General features: G+C 69.1%; 19 protein-coding genes, 1 pseudogene and 1 riboswitch. Of the genes and pseudogenes, 18 read left to right on the forward strand and 2 right to left on the reverse strand.

Annotated features, from left to right (window positions below):
- The 16 genes from ACFVKT_RS01715 (at position 1) to ACFVKT_RS01790 (ending at position 16,822) form a co-directional block, all read left to right on the forward strand.
- Positions 1-873 (forward strand): glycosyltransferase family 2 protein, encoded by an 873-nt coding sequence (locus tag ACFVKT_RS01715; protein WP_385726446.1) that lies wholly within the window; start codon positions 1-3, stop codon positions 871-873.
- A 100-nt stretch (positions 874-973) separates the two neighbouring features.
- Positions 974-1,903, forward strand: coding sequence for an ABC transporter permease (locus ACFVKT_RS01720; protein ID WP_385726448.1), 930 nt, complete (start codon positions 974-976; stop codon positions 1,901-1,903).
- Positions 1,896-2,675: an ABC transporter ATP-binding protein gene (locus ACFVKT_RS01725; protein ID WP_385726450.1), complete on the forward strand. Its 780-nt coding sequence runs from the start codon at positions 1,896-1,898 to the stop codon at positions 2,673-2,675. The genes ACFVKT_RS01720 and ACFVKT_RS01725 overlap by 8 nt, the downstream gene beginning before the upstream one ends.
- 357 nt (positions 2,676-3,032) lie before the next feature.
- Positions 3,033-3,935, forward strand: coding sequence for a squalene synthase HpnC (gene hpnC / locus ACFVKT_RS01730; protein ID WP_385726452.1), 903 nt, complete (start codon positions 3,033-3,035; stop codon positions 3,933-3,935).
- Entirely contained in the window at positions 3,932-4,882 is a 951-nt protein-coding gene (gene hpnD / locus ACFVKT_RS01735) for a presqualene diphosphate synthase HpnD (RefSeq protein ID WP_385726454.1), read from the forward strand. The genes hpnC and hpnD overlap by 4 nt, the downstream gene beginning before the upstream one ends.
- A complete protein-coding gene (locus ACFVKT_RS01740; protein ID WP_385726456.1) occupies positions 4,882-5,022 on the forward strand; it encodes a DUF6380 family protein in 141 nt (46 codons plus the stop codon). The genes hpnD and ACFVKT_RS01740 overlap by 1 nt, the downstream gene beginning before the upstream one ends.
- A complete protein-coding gene (gene hpnE, locus ACFVKT_RS01745) occupies positions 5,019-6,434 on the forward strand; it encodes a hydroxysqualene dehydroxylase HpnE (RefSeq protein WP_385726458.1) in 1,416 nt (471 codons plus the stop codon). The genes ACFVKT_RS01740 and hpnE overlap by 4 nt, the downstream gene beginning before the upstream one ends.
- Positions 6,434-7,561 (forward strand): polyprenyl synthetase family protein, encoded by a 1,128-nt coding sequence (locus tag ACFVKT_RS01750; protein WP_385726460.1) that lies wholly within the window; start codon positions 6,434-6,436, stop codon positions 7,559-7,561. The genes hpnE and ACFVKT_RS01750 overlap by 1 nt, the downstream gene beginning before the upstream one ends.
- A gap of 112 nt (positions 7,562-7,673) precedes the next feature.
- Positions 7,674-9,677 carry a squalene--hopene cyclase gene (shc, locus tag ACFVKT_RS01755; RefSeq protein ID WP_385726462.1) on the forward strand — a complete coding sequence of 668 codons (2,004 nt, stop codon included), beginning with the start codon at positions 7,674-7,676 and terminating at the stop codon, positions 9,675-9,677.
- A complete protein-coding gene (locus tag ACFVKT_RS01760; RefSeq protein WP_385726464.1) occupies positions 9,677-10,318 on the forward strand; it encodes a 1-hydroxy-2-methyl-2-butenyl 4-diphosphate reductase in 642 nt (213 codons plus the stop codon). The genes shc and ACFVKT_RS01760 overlap by 1 nt, the downstream gene beginning before the upstream one ends.
- A gap of 5 nt (positions 10,319-10,323) precedes the next feature.
- Complete coding sequence (hpnH, locus tag ACFVKT_RS01765) at positions 10,324-11,346, forward strand: adenosyl-hopene transferase HpnH (protein WP_385726466.1); 1,023 nt, start codon at positions 10,324-10,326, stop codon at positions 11,344-11,346.
- 4 nt (positions 11,347-11,350) lie between these two features.
- Positions 11,351-12,508: a flavodoxin-dependent (E)-4-hydroxy-3-methylbut-2-enyl-diphosphate synthase gene (gene ispG, locus ACFVKT_RS01770; RefSeq protein ID WP_385726468.1), complete on the forward strand. Its 1,158-nt coding sequence runs from the start codon at positions 11,351-11,353 to the stop codon at positions 12,506-12,508.
- Between the two features lie 28 nt (positions 12,509-12,536).
- Entirely contained in the window at positions 12,537-14,453 is a 1,917-nt protein-coding gene (dxs, locus tag ACFVKT_RS01775; protein WP_385726470.1) for a 1-deoxy-D-xylulose-5-phosphate synthase, read from the forward strand.
- Entirely contained in the window at positions 14,450-15,919 is a 1,470-nt protein-coding gene (locus ACFVKT_RS01780) for an aspartate aminotransferase family protein (protein ID WP_385726472.1), read from the forward strand. Before dxs ends, ACFVKT_RS01780 begins: the two co-directional genes overlap by 4 nt.
- 109 nt (positions 15,920-16,028) lie before the next feature.
- Complete coding sequence (locus ACFVKT_RS01785) at positions 16,029-16,673, forward strand: helix-turn-helix domain-containing protein (RefSeq protein WP_385726474.1); 645 nt, start codon at positions 16,029-16,031, stop codon at positions 16,671-16,673.
- Between the two features lie 32 nt (positions 16,674-16,705).
- Positions 16,706-16,822 carry a DUF6126 family protein gene (locus ACFVKT_RS01790; protein WP_384393498.1) on the forward strand — a complete coding sequence of 39 codons (117 nt, stop codon included), beginning with the start codon at positions 16,706-16,708 and terminating at the stop codon, positions 16,820-16,822.
- A gap of 55 nt (positions 16,823-16,877) precedes the next feature.
- Here ACFVKT_RS01790 and ACFVKT_RS01795 read toward each other — a convergent pair whose 3' ends face one another.
- Positions 16,878-17,675, reverse strand: coding sequence for a tyrosine-protein phosphatase (locus ACFVKT_RS01795; RefSeq protein WP_385726476.1), 798 nt, complete (start codon positions 17,673-17,675; stop codon positions 16,878-16,880).
- Positions 17,676-18,217: 542 nt separating this feature from the next.
- Positions 18,218-18,393, forward strand: a riboswitch (cyclic di-AMP (ydaO/yuaA leader).
- Positions 18,394-18,397: 4 nt separating this feature from the next.
- On the opposite strand from ACFVKT_RS01795, the gene ACFVKT_RS01800 reads away from it, so the two are divergent.
- Both ACFVKT_RS01800 and ACFVKT_RS01805 read left to right on the forward strand, forming a co-directional pair.
- Entirely contained in the window at positions 18,398-19,384 is a 987-nt protein-coding gene (locus ACFVKT_RS01800; protein WP_385726478.1) for a peptidoglycan DD-metalloendopeptidase family protein, read from the forward strand.
- A 284-nt stretch (positions 19,385-19,668) separates the two neighbouring features.
- Positions 19,669-20,454 (forward strand): SGNH/GDSL hydrolase family protein, encoded by a 786-nt coding sequence (locus tag ACFVKT_RS01805; RefSeq protein WP_385728093.1) that lies wholly within the window; start codon positions 19,669-19,671, stop codon positions 20,452-20,454.
- Positions 20,455-20,622: 168 nt separating this feature from the next.
- Here the strand turns inward: ACFVKT_RS01805 and ACFVKT_RS01810 are convergent.
- Positions 20,623-21,231, reverse strand: a pseudogene (locus tag ACFVKT_RS01810) (TetR/AcrR family transcriptional regulator); the annotation flags it as partial.
- Positions 21,232-21,291 lie beyond the last annotated feature (60 nt).

Below are 21,291 nucleotides of genomic sequence, written 5' to 3' on the forward strand. Positions count from 1 at the left end.
ATGAGGGTCGGCGCGGTCGTCATCACCATGGGCAACCGCCCCGAGGAACTCCGGGCCCTGCTCGACTCGGTCGCCAAGCAGGACGGCGACGCGGTCCAGGTGGTCGTGGTCGGCAACGGCTCGCCCCTGCCCGTCGTCCCAGAGGGCATACGTACGGTCGAACTGCCCGAGAACCTCGGCATACCCGGCGGCCGAAACGTCGGCATAGAGGCGTTCGGCCCCGGCGGCAGCGAGGTCGACATCCTCCTTTTCCTGGACGACGACGGCCTCCTCGCCCGCCACGACACCGTCGAAATGTGCCGCCAGGCCTTCACGGCCGACCCGCGGCTCGGCATCATCAGCTTCCGCATCACCGACCCGAAGACAGGCGAGACCCAGCGCCGCCACGTCCCGCGGCTGCGCGCCTCCGACCCGCTGCGCAACTCCCGGGTCACCACCTTCCTCGGCGGCGCCAACGCAGTCCGTACGAAGGTCTTCTGCGAAGTCGGCGAACTCCCGGACGAGTTCTTCTACGCACACGAGGAGACCGACCTGGCATGGCGGGCTCTCGACGCGGGCTGGATGATCGACTACCGGTCCGACATGGTGCTGAACCACCCCACGACCGAGCCCTCGCGGCACGCGGTCTACCACCGCATGGTGGCCCGCAACCGCGTCTGGCTCGCGCGCCGCAACCTCCCCGCCCCCCTCGTCCCGGTCTACCTGGGCGTGTGGATGCTTCTGACCCTGGCCCGCCGCCCCTCAAGGGCCGCCCTGCGGGCCTGGTTCGGCGGATTCCGGGAGGGCTGGACAAGCCCGTGCGGCCCCAGGCGCCCCATGAAGTGGCGTACGGTGTGGCGGCTGACCCGACTGGGCCGACCTCCTGTCATCTGACAAGCTCATTTCTGAGACCATTCGTGGCCGTACCCAGGTCCCTGGCTCATGCCTATGCCCGACCAGGCTGTGCGCATCTTGAAGACGAAAGTTTCCACTTGTGAGTGAGACAACGCATGACGGCGGAGTCGCGGTGAGCGAACGACCGTCGCCCGATGACGGGCTCTCAGCGGCCGAGATCGCCGCCAAGTACGGGCTCGCGGTCAGCGGCGCCCGGCCGGGGCTCGCCGAGTACGTGCGTCAGCTGTGGGGAAGACGCCACTTCATCATCGCCTTCTCGCAGGCGAGACTGACCGCCCAGTACAGCCAGGCGAAGCTGGGCCAGCTCTGGCAGGTCGTCACACCCCTGCTCAACGCGTTCGTGTACTTCCTGATCTTCGGTCTCATCCTGCAGGCCGACCGCGGCATGTCGATCAAGGTGTACATCCCGTTCCTGGTGACGGGTGTCTTCACCTTCACCTTCACCCAGAGTTCGGTGATGTCGGGGGTCCGGGCGATCTCCGGCAACCTCGGGCTGGTCCGGGCGCTGCACTTCCCGCGCGCCGCACTGCCCATCTCGTTCTCGCTCCAGCAGCTCCAGCAGTTGCTGTTCTCGATGCTCGTGCTGTTCGCCGTGGCGATCGGGTTCGGCAGCTACCCGAGTCTCTCGTGGCTGCTGATCGTCCCGGTCCTCGCACTGCAGTTCCTCTTCAACGTCGGCCTCGCGCTGATCATGGCGCGGCTGGGTTCCAAGACCCCGGACCTGGCGCAGCTCATGCCGTTCGTGATGCGTACCTGGATGTACGCGTCCGGCGTCATGTACTCCATCCCCGTGATGCTCGCCGACAAGCCGCGGTGGATCGCCGACATCCTGCAGTGGAACCCCGCCGCGATCTACATGGACCTGATGCGCTTCGCGCTCATCGACGCCTACGGCTCCGAGAACCTGCCCCCGCACGTCTGGGCGGTCGCGGGCGGCTGGGCCGTCCTCGTCGCGCTCGGCGGGTTCGTGTACTTCTGGAAGGCGGAAGAGAGGTACGGACGTGGCTGAGCAGCGCACCGACTCCCACATCCCCACGGTCATCGCCGACGAGCTGCACATCGTCTACCGCGTCAACGGCGCCAAGACCGGGAAGGGCAGCGCCACCTCCGCCCTCAGCCGCATGTTCAAGCGCGGCGAGGAGCGCGGCGTACGCAAGGTGCACGCCGTCCGGGGCGTCTCCTTCACCGCCTACCGGGGCGAGGCCGTCGGTCTGATCGGCTCGAACGGCTCCGGCAAGTCGACTCTCCTGCGCGCCATCGCCGGACTGCTGCCCGCGGAGAAGGGCAAGGTCTACACCGACGGCCAGCCCTCGCTGCTCGGCGTCAACGCGGCCCTCATGAACGATCTGACGGGCGAGCGGAACGTCATTCTGGGCGGGCTCGCGATGGGCATGTCCCGCGAGGAGATCAAGGAGCGCTACGAGGAGATCGTCGAGTTCTCGGGCATCAACGAGAAGGGCGACTTCATCACCCTTCCCATGCGCACCTACTCGTCCGGCATGGCGGCCCGCCTGCGCTTCTCCATCGCGGCCGCCAAGGACCACGACGTCCTGATGATCGACGAGGCCCTGGCCACCGGTGACCGCAAGTTCCAGAAGCGCTCCGAGGAGCGCATCCGGGAGCTGCGCAAGAGCGCCGGCACGGTGTTTCTGGTCAGTCACAACAACAAGTCGATCCGCGACACCTGCGACCGGGTGCTCTGGCTGGAGCGCGGTGAGCTGCGGCTGGACGGCCCCACCGAAGAGGTCCTCAAGGAGTACGAGAAGTTCACGGGCAAGTAGCCCATTTCGCCCAGGGCCCCGCCGGAACTCTTCGGCGGGGCCCTGCGTCTGCAAAGGAAACGCCAACTCCTGGCGTGCTTAGGAATCTTGACGCCAATCGGTGTGTTGTTGTGATGTGCAGGACACCCCGACGGACTGTGCCGCGTTGTACAACGTAAGCTGTACCGGTGCTGATTCGCGGCAAGTAGGGCGATAATGCGCGCACCCGGCACGGCTGCGCCGCGCGGACGTATGCGCGGCGTGTCCGAAATGGGCACTATTGGGTGAGCAGTGTAGAACGGGAGATGTGACGGCAATGGCTACGGAAACTCTCCAGCTCCGCGATGCGTGTGCCGTCCCCGCGCCGGGCGGCGAGCGGTGACCGAAGCCGGGACGGCGCGCACCGGTGACCCGGAGCGCGACACCCTCGACAAGGCCGCGGACGAGAACTTCCCTGTGGCGCCCTTCTTTCTGCCCAAGGCCTGGCGTGACGATCTGATGGCCGTGTACGGCTTCGCCCGCCTGGTCGACGACATCGGTGACGGCGACCTGGCCCCGGGGGGCGCTGACGCCCGCCTGCTCGGCGTGGAGCCCGCGGAGGCCGAGGACCGCCTCGTACTCCTCGACGCCTTCGAGGCCGACCTGCACCGCGTGTTCGACTCGACCCCGCGCCACCCGCTGCTGCGCCGCCTCCAGCCCACCGTCCGGCGCGCCGGCCTCAAGCCCGAACCCTTTCTCGGTCTGATCGCGGCGAACCGCCAGGACCAGCTGGTCACGCGGTACGAGACCTACGACGATCTCGTCGCCTACTGCGAGCTCTCCGCCAATCCCGTCGGCCGTCTCGTCCTGGCCGTCACCGGCACCGAGACCCCCGAGCGCGTCCGCCGCTCCGACGCGGTGTGCACGGCGCTGCAGATCGTCGAACACCTCCAGGACGTCGCCGAGGACCTCGGCCGCGACCGTGTCTATCTCCCCGCCGAGGACATGAAGCGCTTTCATGTCCAAGAAGCGGATCTGGCCCTGCCCACGGCAGGCGCATCGGTGCGTGCACTGGTTGCATACGAAGCAGAACGCGCCCGGAACCTCCTGAATGAAGGCACCCCCCTCGTGGGTAGCGTCCACGGCAGGCTGAAGCTGCTGCTCGCGGGGTTCGTTGCGGGGGGAAGAGCGGCGATCCGTGCGATCGTCGCCGCCGAATATGACGTACTTCCCGGCCCGCCGAAGCCCGGCAAGCTCCAGTTGCTGCGCGAGGTGGGAGTGACCCTGCGAGGAAAGGGGTGATCCGGACCGTGGAGTCGGACCAGCACGTGCCCGCACCGGTACTCGCCGCTTACAGCTACTGCGAAGCAGTGACGAGTCAGCAGGCGCGTAACTTCGCGTACGGCATCAGACTTCTGCCGACATCCAAGCGCCGCGCGATGTCGGCGCTCTACGCGTTCTCACGGCGCGTGGACGACATCGGCGACGGCGCCCTCCCGACGGACGTGAAGGCGTCCCGGCTGGAGGACACCCGGGCACTGCTCGCCCGGGTCCGCGACGGATCCGTGGACGAGGACGACACCGACCCGGTCGCGGTCGCCCTCAGTCATACCGCCGGCCACTTCCCGGTCCCCCTCGAGGGCCTCGACGAACTCATCGACGGTGTCCTCATGGACGTACGCGGTGAGACGTACGAGACATGGGACGACCTGAAGGTCTACTGCCGGTGTGTGGCCGGGGCGATCGGGCGGCTCTCGCTCGGCGTGTTCGGTACGGAACCGGGGGCGCGCGGAGCCGAGCGCGCGCCGGAGTATGCCGACACGCTCGGGCTCGCGCTCCAGCTCACCAACATCCTGCGGGACGTGCGTGAGGACGCCGAGGGCGGGCGCACGTATCTGCCCGCCGACGACCTCGCCAAGTTCGGCTGCTCGGCCGGGTTCAACGGGCCTACGCCGCCGCCCGGTTCCGACTTCGCGGGCCTCGTGCACTTCGAAGTGCGTAGGGCCCGCGCCCTTTTCGCCGAGGGCTATGGGCTGCTGCCCATGCTGGACCGGCGCAGCGGCGCCTGTGTCGCGGCCATGGCCGGCATCTACCGCCGTCTCCTCGACCGCATCGAGCGCGAGCCGGAGGCCGTGCTGCGCGGCCGTGTCTCGCTGCCGGGCCGCGAGAAGGCGTACGTCGCCGTGCGTGGACTCTCGGGACTCGACGCCCGGCACGTATCCCGCCGGACCGTCAGGAGGCGCGCCTGATGGACAATTTGGGCCAAGGTGATTCCATTGGCGAAAAGTGGCACGCAACCCTCCGCAGCCGCGGGGCGTCCCTGACTTCAACGGCCTGCCGCCCACTGTTCGATCTTCGCGGTACGGCCCAGGGGGAGGGTGCACGATGAGTGACGTCACGCAGCCCGCGGACACCGCGGGCCGCCCGGACACGGCAACCGCCGTGGTGGTCGGCGGAGGGCTCGCCGGGATCACCGCCGCGCTGGCACTCGCCGATGCCGGGGTGCGCGTGACGCTGCTCGAAGGCCGGCCGAGGCTCGGCGGTCTCGCCTTCTCCTTCCAGCGCGGCGACCTCACCGTCGACAACGGTCAGCATGTGTATCTGCGCTGCTGCACCGCCTATCGGTGGTTCCTCGACCGCGTCGACGGAGCCTCGCTGGCGCCGCTGCAGGATCGTCTCGACGTGCCCGTTCTCGACGCCGAGGCGAAACCCGGGAGGCGGCTCGGCAGAATCGGCCGCACCGCGTTGCCCGTACCGCTGCATCTGGCGAAAAGCCTCGCGACGTACCCACATCTGTCGCTCTCCGAGCGCGCCAAAGTCGGGCGTGCCGCCTTGGCACTCAAGGGGCTCGACCTCGCCGATCCGGCGCTCGACGCGCAGAACTTCGGCAGCTGGCTGGCCGCGCACGGTCAGTCGGAGCGTGCCGTCGAGGCACTGTGGGACCTGGTGGGGGTCGCCACCCTCAACGCGGTGGCCAAAGACTCCTCGCTCGGGCTCGCCGCGATGGTGTTCAAGACCGGTCTGCTGTCCGACCCGGGCGCGGCCGACATCGGCTGGGCGCGCGTCCCGCTGGGCGAACTGCACGACACTCTGGCCCGCAAGGCGCTCGACTCCGCGGGCGTGCGTACCGAAGTCCGTACACGCGTCACCTCCATCTCCTCCAACGGAAACGGGCGGTGGAGGGTTCAGGTTCCCGGCGAGACGCTGGAGGCCGACACGGTTGTCCTCGCCGTACCGCATCGTGAAGCACACGATCTGCTGCCCGCCGGCGCGCTCGACGCCCCGGAGCGGCTCCTTGAGATCGGCACGGCGCCGATTCTCAACGTCCATGTCGTCTACGACCGCAAAGTGCTCACGCGGCCGTTCTTCGCGGCACTCGGCTCCCCGGTGCAATGGGTCTTCGACCGCACCGAGGCCTCCGGACTGAGGGAGGGGCAGTATCTGGCCCTCTCGCAGTCGGCCGCGCAGGACGAGATCGACGAGCCGGTGTCCGTACTGCGCGAGCGCTATCTGCCGGAGCTGGAGCGGCTGTTGCCCGGCGCGCGCGGGGCGCAGGTGACGGATTTCTTCGTGACCCGGGAGCGTACGGCGACGTTCGCCCCCACCCCAGGCGTCGGGCGGCTGCGGCCCGGCGCTCGCACCAAGGCTCCCGGTCTCTATCTGGCCGGAGCGTGGACCGCCACAGGGTGGCCCGCGACCATGGAGAGTGCGGTCCGCAGTGGTGTCAGCGCGGCGGAAGCCGCGCTGGGCGCCCTGGGCCGGCCCCGCGATCACCTCTTCGAAGCAGAGGAGGCAGCCTGATGCTCGATCAGCGCGCGGCCGGCCCCCGCACCCCCGGTACCGCAACAAGAGGAGAGACTGTGCCCACTGTGCCCCCGGCCGAAACGGCTGCCGACGCGGTGGACGTGACCGCGCTCCTGGAGCGCGGCCGGACCCTGGCCACACCGGTGCTGCGGGCGGCCGTCGACCGCCTGGCGCCCCCCATGGACACTGTCGCCGCCTACCACTTCGGCTGGATCGACGCCGAGGGCAACCCCGCGGACGGCGACGGCGGCAAGGCCGTACGCCCCGCGCTCGCCGTCCTGTCCGCGCAGGCCGCCGGTGCCGCTCCCGAAGTGGGCGTACCAGGCGCGGTCTCCGTCGAACTGGTCCACAACTTCTCGCTGCTGCACGACGACCTGATGGACGGCGACGAACAGCGCCGGCACCGCGACACCGTCTGGAAGGTGCACGGTCCCGCCCAGGCGATCCTCGTCGGCGACGCCCTGTTCGCCCTGGCCAACGAGGTCCTGCTGGAACTCGGCACGGCCGAGGCGGGCCGCGCCACCCGGCGCCTGACCGCCGCCACCCGCGCTCTCATCGACGGGCAGGCCCAGGACATCTCCTACGAGCACCGCGAGCGGGTCACCGTCGAGGAGTGCCTGGAGATGGAGGGCAACAAGACGGGCGCCCTGCTCGCCTGCGCCTGCTCCATCGGCGCGGTGCTCGGCGGCGCGGACGACCACATGGCCGACACGCTGGAGAAGTACGGCTACCACCTCGGCCTCGCCTTCCAGGCCGTCGACGACCTCCTCGGCATCTGGGGCGACCCGGAGTCCACCGGGAAGCAGACCTGGAGCGATCTGCGCCAGCGCAAGAAGTCCCTGCCCGTGGTGGCCGCGCTCGCCGCGGGCGGCCCGGCCTCGGAGCGGCTCGGCGAACTGCTCGCCGCCGACGCCAAGGCCAGTGACTTCGAGAACTTCTCCGAGGAGGAGTTCGCCGCGCGCGCCGCGCTCATCGAGGAGGCCGGCGGCCGCGACTGGACCGCCGAGGAGGCGCGCCGCCAGCACGCGATCGCCGTCGAGGCCCTCGACACGATCCACATGCCGGAACAGGTGCGGGCCCAGTTCGTGGAGCTCGCCGACTTCGTCGTCGTACGAAAGAGATGATCAGTATCGGTCGAATAAACCTCGCGTAGTCGCCGGCCGGTGCCGCGGGAGAACGCGTACCGGCCGACGGCGGACCCACAGCAGAGACATGCCACTGCACGAAGGGGAAGCCATGACAGCGACGACCGACGGAAGTACCGGGGCCATGCCGCCCCGCACTGCCTCGGCCCGCGAAACCGCAGAGACGACAACTCCCGGGGCGGCCGGGACAGTCGAGACCCGAGACGCCGCCACGCGCGCGATAGAGCGTGCCACCGACTTCCTGCTCTCTCGGCAGGACCCCCAGGGCTGGTGGAAGGGCGACCTCGAGACCAACGTCACGATGGACGCCGAAGACCTGCTCCTGCGTCAGTTCCTGGGCATCCTCGACGAGACGACCACCCGCGCCGCCGGCCTCTTCATCCGCGGCGAGCAGCGCGACGACGGCACCTGGGCCACGTTCTACGGCGGACCCGGTGACCTCTCCGCCACCATCGAGGCGTACGTCGCCCTGCGGCTGGCCGGGGACGCCCCGGACGAGCCGCACATGGCGAAGGCGTCCGCGTGGATCCGCGAGCGGGGCGGTATCGCCTCGGCCCGTGTCTTCACCCGGATCTGGCTCGCCCTGTTCGGCTGGTGGAAGTGGGACGACCTGCCCGAACTCCCGCCGGAGCTCATCTACTTCCCGAAGTGGATGCCGCTCAACATCTACGACTTCGGGTGCTGGGCGCGACAGACGATCGTGCCGCTCACCATCGTCTCGGCGAAGCGTCCGGTGCGGCCCGCGCCGTTCCCGCTCGACGAGCTGCACACCGACGCGCGCAACCCCAACCCGGTCAAGCCTCTTGCCCCGGTGGCGAGTTGGGACGGCGTGTTCGAGCGCCTCGACAGGGTTCTGCATCAGTACCGCAAGGTCGCGTCCCGGAGGCTGCGCAGAGCCGCGATGAACACGGCGGGGCGCTGGATCATCGAGCGGCAGGAGAACGACGGCTGCTGGGGAGGGATCCAGCCGCCCGCCGTGTACTCGGTCATCGCACTCCATCTGCTCGGCTACGACCTCGAACACCCGGTGATCCGTGCCGGGTTGGAGTCGCTGGACCGTTTCGCCATCTGGCGGGAGGACGGCTCCCGGATGATCGAGGCCTGCCAGTCACCGGTGTGGGACACCTGTCTGGCCACCATCGCCCTCGCCGACGCGGGCGTCCCCGCCGACCATCCACAGCTCGTGAAGGCCGCGGACTGGATGCTGGGGGAGGAGATCGTCAGGCCGGGTGACTGGTCGGTCAAACGGCCTCATCTTCAGCCGGGCGGCTGGGCGTTCGAGTTCCACAACGACAACTACCCCGACATCGACGACACCGCCGAGGTCGTACTCGCGCTGCGCCGGGTCAAGCACCACGACCCGGAGCGCCTGGAGAACGCCATCGGGCGCGGAGTGCGCTGGAACCTCGGCATGCAGTCGAAGAACGGTGCCTGGGGCGCCTTCGACGTCGACAACACCAGCGCCTTCCCCAACCGGCTGCCGTTCTGCGACTTCGGCGAGGTCATCGACCCGCCGTCCGCCGACGTCACCGCGCATGTCGTCGAGATGCTCGCCTTCGAGGGACTCTCGCACGACCCGCGCACCCGCCGGGGCATCGAGTGGCTGCTCGCCGAACAGGAGGCGAACGGCTCCTGGTTCGGGCGCTGGGGCGTCAACTACGTATACGGCACAGGGTCGGTGGTGCCCGCACTGGTCGCCGCAGGACTGCCCGGCTCCCACCCGGCGATCCGCCGGGCCGTGGCCTGGCTGGAGACCGTACAGAACGACGACGGGGGCTGGGGCGAGGATCTGCGCTCCTACCACGACGTCCCCGAGTGGAGCGGCCGCGGAGCCTCGACGGCCTCCCAGACCGGGTGGGCGCTGCTCGCCCTGCTCGCGGCGGGGGAGCGCGACTCCAAGGCCGCCGAGCGCGGGGTCGCCTGGCTCGCGGAGACCCAGCTGGCGGACGGCTCCTGGGACGAGCCGTACTTCACCGGCACCGGGTTCCCGTGGGACTTCTCGATCAACTACCACCTCTACCGCCAGGTCTTCCCCCTCACGGCGCTCGGCCGGTATGTCCACGGCGAGCCCTTCGCCGCGGCCAAGGGGGGCTGATGAGTACGAAGCCCGAACCGGCCCCGCTGCTCATCGCCTGCGCGCTCGGCATCGAGCACCTCGCGCTGCGCAGCGGCGACCGGGGCGGCGCCGACGGGCCCGTCACCGTGCTGCGTACGGGCATGGGGCCCAAGGCCGCCGAGCGGGCGGTCAGCCGGATCCTCGCGGACCCGGCGCTGCGCGAGGCGGCCGTCCTGGCCACGGGGTTCTGCGCGGGGCTCGCCCCGGGCATGCACCCCGGGGACCTGGTCGTCGCCGAGGAAACCCGTGACGCGCACGGCAGCACGCCGTGCGTGGGCACTGAACTGCTGGTCAAGGAACTGGTGCGTGCCCTGCCCGGGCGCACCGTCCACACGGGGCCGCTCAGGGGCTCCGATCACGTCGTACGCGGTCACGAACGGCCGGCTCTGCTCGCGACCGGCGCGATCGCGGTCGACATGGAATCGGCGTCCACGCTCCGGAGCGCCGTGCGCACGGGCGTGCGCCCGGTTGCGGCCGTACGGGTGGTCGTGGACGCTCCAGAACATGAACTCGTCCGAATCGGTACGGTGCGCGGTGGAATATCAGCTTTCCGTGTTCTTCGTGCCGTCCTTCCCGCTTTTTATGAATGGCACCGTTCTTTGCTGCTCCCTCGGAGGTGAGCCAGATGGCCATGCCGCTTCGGCAGTCCATGAAGGTCGCTGCATACCTGTTTGAACAGAAGCTCAGGAAGCGGGACAAATTCGCGCTGATCGTCGAGCTGGAACCCCTCTTCGCCTGCAACCTCGCATGTGAGGGCTGCGGCAAGATCCAGCACCCCGCCGGGGTGCTGAAGCAGCGGATGCCCGTGGCCCAGGCCGTGGGCGCGGTGCTCGAATCGGGTGCGCCGATGGTGTCCATCGCCGGCGGTGAGCCGCTGATGCACCCTCAGATCGACGAGATCGTCCGGCAGTTGGTGGCCAAGAAGAAGTTCGTCTTCCTCTGCACCAACGCGATGCTGCTGCGCAAGAAGATGGACAAGTTCAAGCCCTCGCCGTACTTCGCGTGGGCCGTGCACATCGACGGGCTGCGCGAGCGGCACGACGAGTCCGTCGCCAAGGAAGGCGTCTTCGACGAGGCCGTCGAGGCCATCAAGGAGGCCAAGCGCCGCGGCTTCCGGGTCACCACCAACTCGACGTTCTTCAACACCGACACCCCGCAGACCATCATCGAGGTCCTCAACTTCCTCAACGACGACCTGAAGGTCGACGAGATGATGCTCTCGCCCGCCTACGCCTACGAGAAGGCTCCCGACCAGGAGCACTTCCTCGGCGTCCAGCAGACCCGGGAGCTCTTCAAGAAGGCCTTCGCGGGCGGCAACCGGCGCCGCTGGCGCCTCAACCACAGCCCGCTCTTCCTGGACTTCCTGGAAGGCAAGGTCGACTTTCCGTGCACGGCCTGGGCGATCCCGAGCTACTCGCTCTTCGGCTGGCAGAAACCCTGCTATCTGATGAGCGACGGGTACGTGCAGACGTACAAGCAGCTTCTGGAGGAGACCGACTGGGACTCCTACGGCCGCGGCAAGGACGACCGGTGTGCCAACTGCATGGCGCACTGCGGCTACGAGCCGACGGCCGTCCTCGCCACCATGAGCTCCCTCAAGGAGTCCATCCGCGCCTCCCGTGAGACCTTCACGGAAAGCCGCGTGTGACGGCATGACCGCCGTTTCCTTGGGCCTCCCCGAGGTGCCGGTCCGACCGATCGCGGAGCGCCGTGTCTCGCGGCAGATCCAGGTCGGACCGGTGGCGGTCGGGGGCGGAGCGCCGGTGTCGGTGCAGTCGATGACGACGACGCGTACGTCGGACATCGGTGCCACCTTGCAGCAGATCGCGGAACTCACCGCGTCCGGCTGCCAGATCGTCCGCGTCGCCTGTCCCACACAGGACGACGCGGACGCCCTCGCGACCATCGCCAGGAAGTCGCAGATCCCGGTGATCGCGGACATCCACTTCCAGCCGAAGTACGTGTTCGCGGCCATCGACGCCGGGTGCGCGGCGGTCCGGGTGAACCCGGGCAACATCAAGCAGTTCGACGACAAGGTGCGGGAGATCGCGCGGGCGGCCTCCGCCGCTGGCACCCCGATCCGGATCGGCGTCAACGCCGGGTCGCTCGACCAGCGGCTGCTGAAGAAGTACGGCAAGGCGACGCCCGAGGCGCTCGTCGAGTCGGCTCTGTGGGAGGCCTCGCTCTTCGAGGAGCACGGGTTCCGGGACATCAAGATCTCGGTGAAGCACAACGACCCGGTGGTCATGGTCAACGCGTACCGGCTGCTGGCCGCGCAGTGCGACTACCCGCTGCATCTCGGTGTGACGGAGGCGGGACCGGCGTTCCAGGGAACCATCAAGTCGGCTGTCGCCTTCGGGGCGTTGCTCAGCGAGGGCATCGGGGACACCATCCGGGTGTCCCTGAGCGCGCCGCCCGCCGAGGAGTGCAAGGTCGGCATGCAGATCCTGGAGTCGCTCGGGCTGCGTGAGCGGCGCCTGGAGATCGTCTCGTGCCCGTCCTGCGGGCGCGCCCAGGTCGACGTGTACAAGCTGGCCGACGAGGTCACGGCCGGCCTGGAGGGGATGGAGGTTCCGTTGCGCGTCGCGGTCATGGGCTGCGTCGTCAACGGCCCCGGTGAGGCGCGGGAGGCGGACCTGGGGGTCGCTTCCGGCAACGGCAAGGGGCAGATCTTCGTCAAGGGCGAGGTCATCAAGACCGTGCCCGAGTCGAAGATCGTGGAGACCCTCATCGAAGAGGCGATGAAGATCGCCGAGCAGATGGAGAACGACGGCGTCGCGTCCGGCGAACCGGCCGTCACCGTGAGTTGATCAGCACGGACCGAGAGGGGGCCCGAGCGTGACGATTCTGGAGAACATCCGGGGACCACGCGACCTGAAGGCGCTGTCCGAGGCGGAGGTCGGTGAACTGGCCGACGAGATCCGGGAGTTCCTGGTGCACGCGGTCGCGAGGACCGGCGGTCATCTCGGGCCCAATCTGGGGGTGGTGGAACTCTCCATCGCGCTCCACCGGGCCTTCGAGTCGCCCGTCGACCGCATCCTGTGGGACACCGGCCATCAGAGCTACGTACACAAGCTGCTGACGGGACGTCAGGACTTCTCCAAGCTGCGTGGCAAGGGCGGCCTTTCCGGCTACCCGTCGCGTGAGGAGTCCGAGCACGACATCATCGAGAACAGCCACGCCTCCACGGCGCTCGGCTGGGCGGACGGGCTTGCCAAGGCCCGCCAGGTGCAGGGCGAGAAGGGGCACGTCGTCGCGGTCATCGGCGACGGCGCGCTCACCGGGGGCATGGCGTGGGAGGCGCTGAACAACATCGCCGCCGCCAAGGACCGGCCGCTGATCATCGTCGTCAACGACAACGAGCGCTCGTACTCGCCGACCATCGGCGGCCTCGCCAATCACCTGGCGACCCTGAGGACGACGGACAGTTACGAGCAGGTTCTCGCCTGGGGCAAGGACGTACTGCTGCGTACGCCCGTGGTCGGGAACACCATCTACGAGTCGCTGCACGGGGCGAAGAAGGGGTTCAAGGACGCCTTCGCGCCGCAGGGCATGTTCGAGGACCTCGGGCTCAAGTACGTCGGGCCAATCGACGGGCACGACGTGGGGGCGATGGAGTCCGCGCTGCGGCGTGCGAAACGCTTCCACGGTCCTGTGCTGATCCACTGCCTGACGGAGAAGGGGCGCGGCTACGAACCCGCGCTCGCGCACGAGGAGGACCACTTCCACACCGTCGGTGTGATGGACCCGCTCACCTGCGAGCCCCTCGTACCCGCCAACGGGCCTTCCTGGACCTCGGTGTTCGGCGACGAGATCGTCAGGATCGGGGCGGAGCGCGAGGACGTCGTGGCGATCACGGCGGCCATGCTGCATCCGGTGGGGCTCGGCAAGTTCGCCGAGAGGTTCCCCGACCGGGTGTGGGACGTCGGCATCGCCGAGCAGCATGCCGCCGTTTCCGCGGCCGGACTCGCGACCGGCGGACTGCATCCCGTCGTGGCCGTCTACGCCACCTTCCTCAACCGCGCCTTCGACCAGCTTCTGATGGATGTGGCCCTGCACCGGTGCGGTGTCACCTTCGTCCTTGACCGGGCCGGAGTCACCGGCGTGGACGGTGCCTCGCACAACGGCATGTGGGACCTGTCGATCCTCCAGGTCGTGCCGGGGCTCAGGATCGCGGCACCGCGCGACGCCGATCAGTTGCGGGCGCAGCTACGGGAGGCGGTCGCCGTCGATGACGCGCCGACGCTGATCCGGTTCCCGAAGGAGTCGGTGGGGCCGGCGATTCCCGCCGTCGACCACGTGGGCGGGATGGACGTCCTGCACCGGGGGGAGCGGCCGTCGGTTCTCCTGGTGGCCGTCGGTGTCATGGCGCCGGTCTGCCTCCAGGCCGCCGAGCTCCTCGAAGCCCGCGGTATCGGCTGCACCGTCGTCGACCCGCGCTGGGTCAAGCCGGTCGACCCCTCGCTGCCGGGGCTCGCCGCCGAGCACCGCATGGTGGCCGTCGTCGAGGACAACAGCCGGGCGGGCGGCGTCGGCGCGGCGGTCGCGCTGGCACTCGGGGACGCGGAAGTCGACCTACCCGTACGGCGGTTCGGCATTCCGGAGCAGTTCCTCGCGCATGCCAAGCGTGGTGAGGTGCTGGCCGACATAGGTCTCACGCCGGTCGAGATCGCCGGGCGGATCAGCGCCGGTCTGGCAGTCAAGGACGCGCTGTCCAAGGAGAAAGACGAGCTGTCCAAGGAGAAACAGGAATGACCAGCCCTTCAGCTTCAGGGAAGGCGTCTTCTGAGGAGACCGCCTCCTCCGGGAAGTCGTCTTCCCTGAAGTCCCCATCCGGGGCGCAGGAGTTCGACCTCGGCGCGCTGCTCGCCGAACGCGGGGCCGAGCGCTACGAGCTGCACGCGAAGTACCTGAACCACCAGCTCCCGCGCATGCTGCACACCATCGGCTTCGACAAGGTGTACGAGCGGGCCGAGGGCGCGCACTTCTGGGACGCGGACGGGGCGGACTACCTGGACATGCTCGCCGGCTTCGGGGTGATGGGCCTGGGCCGCCATCACCCCGTGGTCCGCAAGGCGCTGCACGACGTCCTCGACGCCTCGCTCGCCGACCTCACCCGCTTCGACTGCCAGCCGCTGCCCGGGCTGCTCGCGGAGCGGCTGCTCGTGCACAGCCCGCACCTGGACAGGGTGTTCTTCGGCAACAGCGGTACGGAGGCTGTCGAGACCGCGCTGAAGTTCGCCCGGTACGCGACCGGGAAAGCGCGGATCCTGTACTGCCCGCACGCCTTCCACGGGCTGACCACCGGGTCGCTGTCCGTGAACGGCGAGGACGGTTTCCGCGACGGCTTCGCGCCGCTGCTCCCCGACACGGCCGTCCCGCTCGGTGATCTCGACGCCCTGGCAAGGGAGTTGAAGAAGGGCGACGTCGCCGCGCTCATCGTCGAACCCATCCAGGGCAAGGGGGTGCACGAGACGCCGCCCGGATATCTGCGCGCCGCCCAGGAGTTGCTGCACCAGCACAAGGCGCTGCTCATCGTCGACGAGGTGCAGACGGGCCTGGGGCGGACCGGGGACTTCTACGCCTATCAGCACGAGGAGGGTGTGGAGCCGGACCTGGTGTGTGTGGCCAAGGCGTTGTCGGGCGGTTATGTGCCGGTCGGCGCCACGCTGGGCAAGGACTGGATCTTCAAGAAGGTCTACTCGTCGATCGACCGGGTCCTCGTGCACTCGGCGAGCTTCGGGTCGAACGCGCAGGCCATGGCGGCGGGCCTTGCCGTGCTCTCGGTCATGGAGAACGAGCAGATCGTGGCCAACGCCCGTGCCACGGGGGAGCAGTTGAAGTCCCGGCTCGCGGCGCTCGTGGACAAGTACGAGCTGCTGAGTGACGTACGCGGCCGGGGGCTGATGATCGGCATCGAGTTCGGGCGGCCCAAGTCGCTCAAGCTGCGCAGCCGTTGGACGATGCTGCAGGCCGCACGCAAGGGGCTGTTCGCGCAGATGGTGGTCGTGCCGCTGCTGCAACGGCACCGCATCCTCACCCAGGTCTCCGGTGATCACCTGGAGGTGATCAAGCTGATCCCGCCGCTGGTCATCGACGAACGGGACGTGGACCGCTTCGTGGATGCCTTCACGGCCGTGATGGACGACGCACATGGCGGGGGCGGGCTGATGTGGGACTTCGGGAAGACCCTGGTGAAACAGGCGGTGGCGAACCGCTGAAGGAGCGGACGGTGGTGGAGCGCTGAGACTGCGGAGGTGCCGAAGCCCAGGGTTTTGCCTCTGGGGCAAGAAATTTGCCTCAGAGGTAAGGTTCGGGCTCAATGGAGGCATGAGCACCGCCGAGGGTATGAACCCTTCCCCGCAGGGAAACGCCGACGAACTTCACGTCGTCGCACCCCAGCTCCGTGCGCTGCGCCGCCGTGCCTCCCTGACCCTGGAGGCCGCGGCCCGTGCCGCCGGGCTCTCGCCCGCCCATCTCTCGCGCCTGGAGACCGGGCAGCGCCAGCCCTCGCTGCCGATGCTGCTCGCACTCGCGCGTATCTACGGTACGACGGTCTCCGGGCTGCTCGGCGAGTCGGTCCCCGAGCGTGACGCCGTGGTGCGCGCCGCCGACATGGAGCCGACCGCGGCGGGCGGCTGGACCTACTGGCAGGCCGGCGGCTCGGGCCGCGGGATGCAGGCCCTGCGCGTGCACGTGCCGTACGGCTCGCAGGGCGACATCGTGCGCGTCCACGCCGGTGAGGAGTGGCTGCACGTCCTGAGGGGGCGACTGCGGCTGCGTCTCGGTGACAGCGCCCATGTGCTCGCCCCGGGGGACAGCGCGCACTTCGACTCGCTCACCCCGCACCGCATCGCCGCCGCCGACCGGGACGGCGCCGAGCTGCTCTTCGTACACACCCTGCTGCAGAGCCCCACCGCCGCGCTGTGCCTAGGTCCGGCGACGGAGCACCCGACCTTGGGAGAGACACCATGACCGAGCCCACGGAATCCGGCCCGCGCCGCTCCATGGACGACAAGCTCCCCCGCGCCCTGTGGGTGCGGCTGATCATCTACGTCGCCGTCGGCCACCTCTTCGCGGCCTTCGTCTACCTGCTGTTCACACTGGGCGCGCAGAACCAGTAGGCATACGTCGGGACGGCCGGGACCGGGTGACCTGTGCCGGCCGAGGTGGCGTGTGTCAGTCGAGGAGCCGCTCGCGCAGCCGGCTCCGCAGCTCCGGGGTGATCCCCAGTCCCTGCTCCAGGTAGGCGTCGACGCTGCCCCAGGTTTCCTCGATCGTCTCGAAGGCCGCGGTCAGGTACTCGGCGCGTGCGTCGAACAGCGGGCTGAGCAGCTCCATGACCTCCGGGGAGTACGCCGACGCGGAGGAGCTGCTGCGGTGGACCTTGTAGCGACGGTGCTTGGCGTTCGACTCCAGGTAGTCGGCGACGATCGCCTCGCGCTCGACGCCGACGGCGAGGAGTGCCACGGCTATGGAGATTCCGGCGCGGTCCTTGCCCGCGGCGCAGTGCATCAGCGCGGGCACGCTGTCCTCGGCGAGCGAGTGCAGCACCTGGGAGTGCTCGGCGGTGCGCTCCTTGATGATGGCGCGGTAGGAGTTGATCATCCGGTTCGCCGCCTTGCCGTCCGCGAGGAGCGCGCGCAACTGCTCAAGATCGCCGTCGCGGACCATCTTCCAGAACTCAGAGCCGTCGGCCGGGTCGGTCAGCGGCAGATTCACGTTCCGCACGCCCGGCAGCTCGACGTCCGGACCCTCTAGCTTCTGGTCCGACGCGTTACGGAAGTCGAAGATCGTGTGCAGGCCGAGGGAGGCGAGGAAAGCGGCGTCGTCCGCTGTGGCGTGCGCGAGATGTCCGCTGCGGAACAGCACCCCGTACTTCACCCGGTGGCCGTCCACGGTGGGCAGGCCGCCCACATCCCGGAAGTTGCGCACAGCCGTCAGCTCAGGTTCGGTCGACGGGACCTGCTGTGTCACGGGGGCTCCTCCCAGTCAGCCGTCGGCGCTGCTCGGCTTCGCCCGCCGACGGACGTTGCGCACTCGACGATACGACATGGATTCCTGGGGCAATGAGTTGTCCACAGGCGTTGTCTTCGCAGGTGCGGGGCCGTTACCTCCGGGCCGCAGAGCGCGCGAAGGTGTCTGGATTTACCCATCCGTCCGTATCTGCGGAGGGCTGATGGCAGTGGCGGGGGCGGACGGTGATGTGGCAGTTATCCGACTGCGTCGCATCTGGCTGTTCTGTCCGAATTAGCTGATTCATTACAACTAGCTCTGGAATGAAGCATCCTGGGCACACGTGCGTGAGCAGCGTCATATTCGTGACGATGTGTTGCGACGCCTCTTTGTCAACCCGCTGGAATTTCCTGGTGATTTGACAGGCGGGAAAGGCCTTTCGTCGACAGAGGGTTACGGTAATTCCGGCGTGGATCAAGGGCGGCGCATCCACAGAAAACCCACATGCTTGTCGACGCGGTCTCATCTCGCTTACGTTCGCCCTCAATCCGGACGGACGCCCAATCCTGCCGCCGCCCGGAATCCGCACACTCACCCGTATGTGGCAGGAGCGGGGGACCCACAGGTAAGACGCCTGTTCCGGTCTCCGGAACGGCTAGGGGTATAGCCGCGCAGCAGCGCGGCCGGGCATCTCCAGCCCGCACCCGACAGCTCACCTCGCAGGCGCCGGAGAGGAATTCGTCATGCCCGCGAAGGGTAAGCACCGCCGTCCCAAGTCCCAGCGTTTCACGCGCTCGATCGCCGTGGCCGGAACGGGTGGCGCCGCGCTCGCGCTGCCGCTCATGGGAGCCACTGGGGCCCATGCCGCCACCGCCTCGGCTTCCACGGCTTCTTCCGCTTCGGAAAAGGCTGTCACGGCTTCGGCCTCGGCTTCGGGAAAGGCCGCCACGGCCTCAGCTTCGGAAAAGGCCGCCACTTCCGCTCCTGCCGCGGCCCAGAAGTCCGCGACGAAGACCTACGCGGTAAGGGCCGGTGACTCCCTCTCGAAGATCGCCGACGACCAGAGCGTCAGCGGCGGCTGGAAGAAGCTGTACTCGGACAACCGCAAGGCCGTCGGTGAGGACCCCGCTCTGATCCACCCGGGCCTGAAGCTGACGATCGGCAAGAAGGCCGCCGCGTCGAGCGGCACGACCAAGTCGTCCGGCGAGGCGTCCAAGTCCTCCAAGTCGGCGAAGTCCTCGAAGGCGTCCGAGTCGTCCGCCAAGACGGCGGCCGAGCCCACGGCCAAGGCCGACGACACCGCGGCCTCCAGCAGCAGTTCCGGCTACACGCTGCCGGTCGAGGGCGCGACGATCGGCACCGGCTACAAGGTCGCCGGCAGCATGTGGTCCAGCGGCTACCACACGGGCGTGGACTTCGTGGTCCCGACCGGCACCACCATCAAGTCCGTCGCCGCGGGCACCGTCGTCTCGGCGGGCTGGGGCGGCGCGTACGGCAACCAGGTCGTCATCCAGCACGCCGACGGCCAGTACTCGCAGTACGCCCACCTCTCCTCCCTCTCCGTCTCGGCCGGCCAGACCGTGACCGAGGGGCAGCAGATCGGCCTCTCCGGGGCGACCGGCAACGTCACCGGACCGCACCTGCACTTCGAGATCCGCACCACGCCGGACTACGGCTCGGACGTCGACCCGGTCGCGTACCTGCGCGCGCACGGTGTCACCGTCGGCTGACGCCGTTCGCTCGGAACTGAGCTCGGAACCGAAGGCCGGACCCCACGATCCCCGGGGCCCGGCCTTCTGCGTTTCGCGCTCAGGACGTCGTGTTCACGTGCACCCGCGTCCGGGTGTGGCGGCTGTTCAACTACCCCTGGTGGGCCCTTATTCCGAGCTTGACCCAGGCTTTATGAGTGGCTTATGTCACCACCCGTCAACCCTAAAATACGGTCGCGTAGGTCACACTCAAAGGTGAATCATGGGTCGATGTGGCAGACGATTCGAAGAGTGGCAACAGATCAGTGATCGGGTCGTACGTAGCGGTGGGGGACAGCTTCACCGAGGGCGTCGGCGACCCCGGGCCTGACGGGGCCTTTGTCGGTTGGGCGGACCGCTTCGCGGTACTGCTCGCGGACCGGCGTCCCGAGGGCGACTTCACCTACACCAATCTCGCCGTACGCGGCAAACTGCTCGACCAGATCGTCGAGCACCAGCTCTCGCGGGCGAAGGAGCTCGCGCCGGACCTGGTCTCCTTCTGCGCGGGCGGCAACGACATCATCCGGCCCGGCGTCGACCCCGACGAAGTCGCGGAGCGCTTCGAGCGCGCGGTCGCCGACCTCACCTCTGTCGTCGGCACCGTCCTGGTGACGACCGGCTTCGACACCCGTGGCGTGCCCGTGCTCAAGCACATGCGCGGCAAGATCGCCACGTACAACGGACACCTCCGGGCCATCGCCGACCGGTACGGCTGCCCCGTCCTGGACCTGTGGTCCCTGAAGACGATTCAGGACCGCCGCGCCTGGGACGGCGACCGCCTCCACCTGTCACCCGAGGGCCATACCCGCGTCGCGCTCCGGGCCGGTCAGCTCCTCGGCCTCGAAGTGCCGGCCGACCCGGACCAGCCGTGGCCGCCGCTCCCGCCGCGCGGCACGCTCGAGGTCCGGCGCGACAACATCCACTGGGCGCGTGAATACCTGGTCCCGTGGATCGGGCGGCGGTTGCGCGGTGAATCCTCCGGGGATCATGTGGCGGCCAAGGGGACGCTCTCGCCGGACGACATCAGGACATGGATCGACGCGGTGGCCTGAGCCGGGCAGTGGCGCCGGACGGGACGAGGGGTGGTGCGTGGTGGGGGGGGTGCGGCCCCCCCCCCCCCCCCCCCGCCGTCGGGGGGGGGTGTGCGAGACGCCGCCGGGCCGGGCCGCGGGGGGGGGCCCCCGGGTGCGGCGGGGGAGGGACCCCCCACCGCGCACCGCCGCCGTCAACGCCTCCCGATCGAGGCCGAGTTCGCGCGCGAGTGCCTCGTCGACCCACTCGTGGGTCTGAGCCCGCGACACCGCACCCTCGTACGCGGTCATCTGCACGGCGAGCCCGTCGAGCAGGGCTGTCAGCCGAAGGGCCGTGCCCGTGGGGTCCGGGCAGCGGAACTCACCCGCCGCCACGCCCTCCGCGATCACCTCGATGATCGCGGCCTTCCACTGCTTGTCGAGATAGCAGGTGACCTCCCGGAGCGCGGGCTCGCGCAGGGCGGCCGCCCAGCCCTCGATCCACAGCCGCCACCCCTTTGCCTGCCCGGTCGGCGCGTACCAGCGCACCGCGGTCCGCAGCCGGCGCAGCGCCGAGGTGCGACGGCCGAGCAGCTTGCGCAGATGGGCGAGGTCGCCCTCGGCGGCGTACGTGAACGCCTCGGCGAGCAGCTTCTCCTTGGTCGAGAAGTGGTACAGCACCAGCGCGTTGCTCACTCCGAGCGCCGAGGCCACGTCGGCGATCCGTACCGCGGCCACACCCCGCGCCTCGATCTGCTCGACTGCGGCGCGCAGCAACTCCTCGCGCCGTTCCGCCACGTTCAACCGCACTCTCGCCACGCGGCAACCCTAATCCCTCGCCGGAGGGCGTGTCGGTGCCGGGTCTCCCAGGTCGGGCCG

It is taken from the genome of Streptomyces sp. NPDC127595, assembly GCF_042671685.1.
GTDB lineage: Bacteria > Actinomycetota > Actinomycetes > Streptomycetales > Streptomycetaceae > Streptomyces.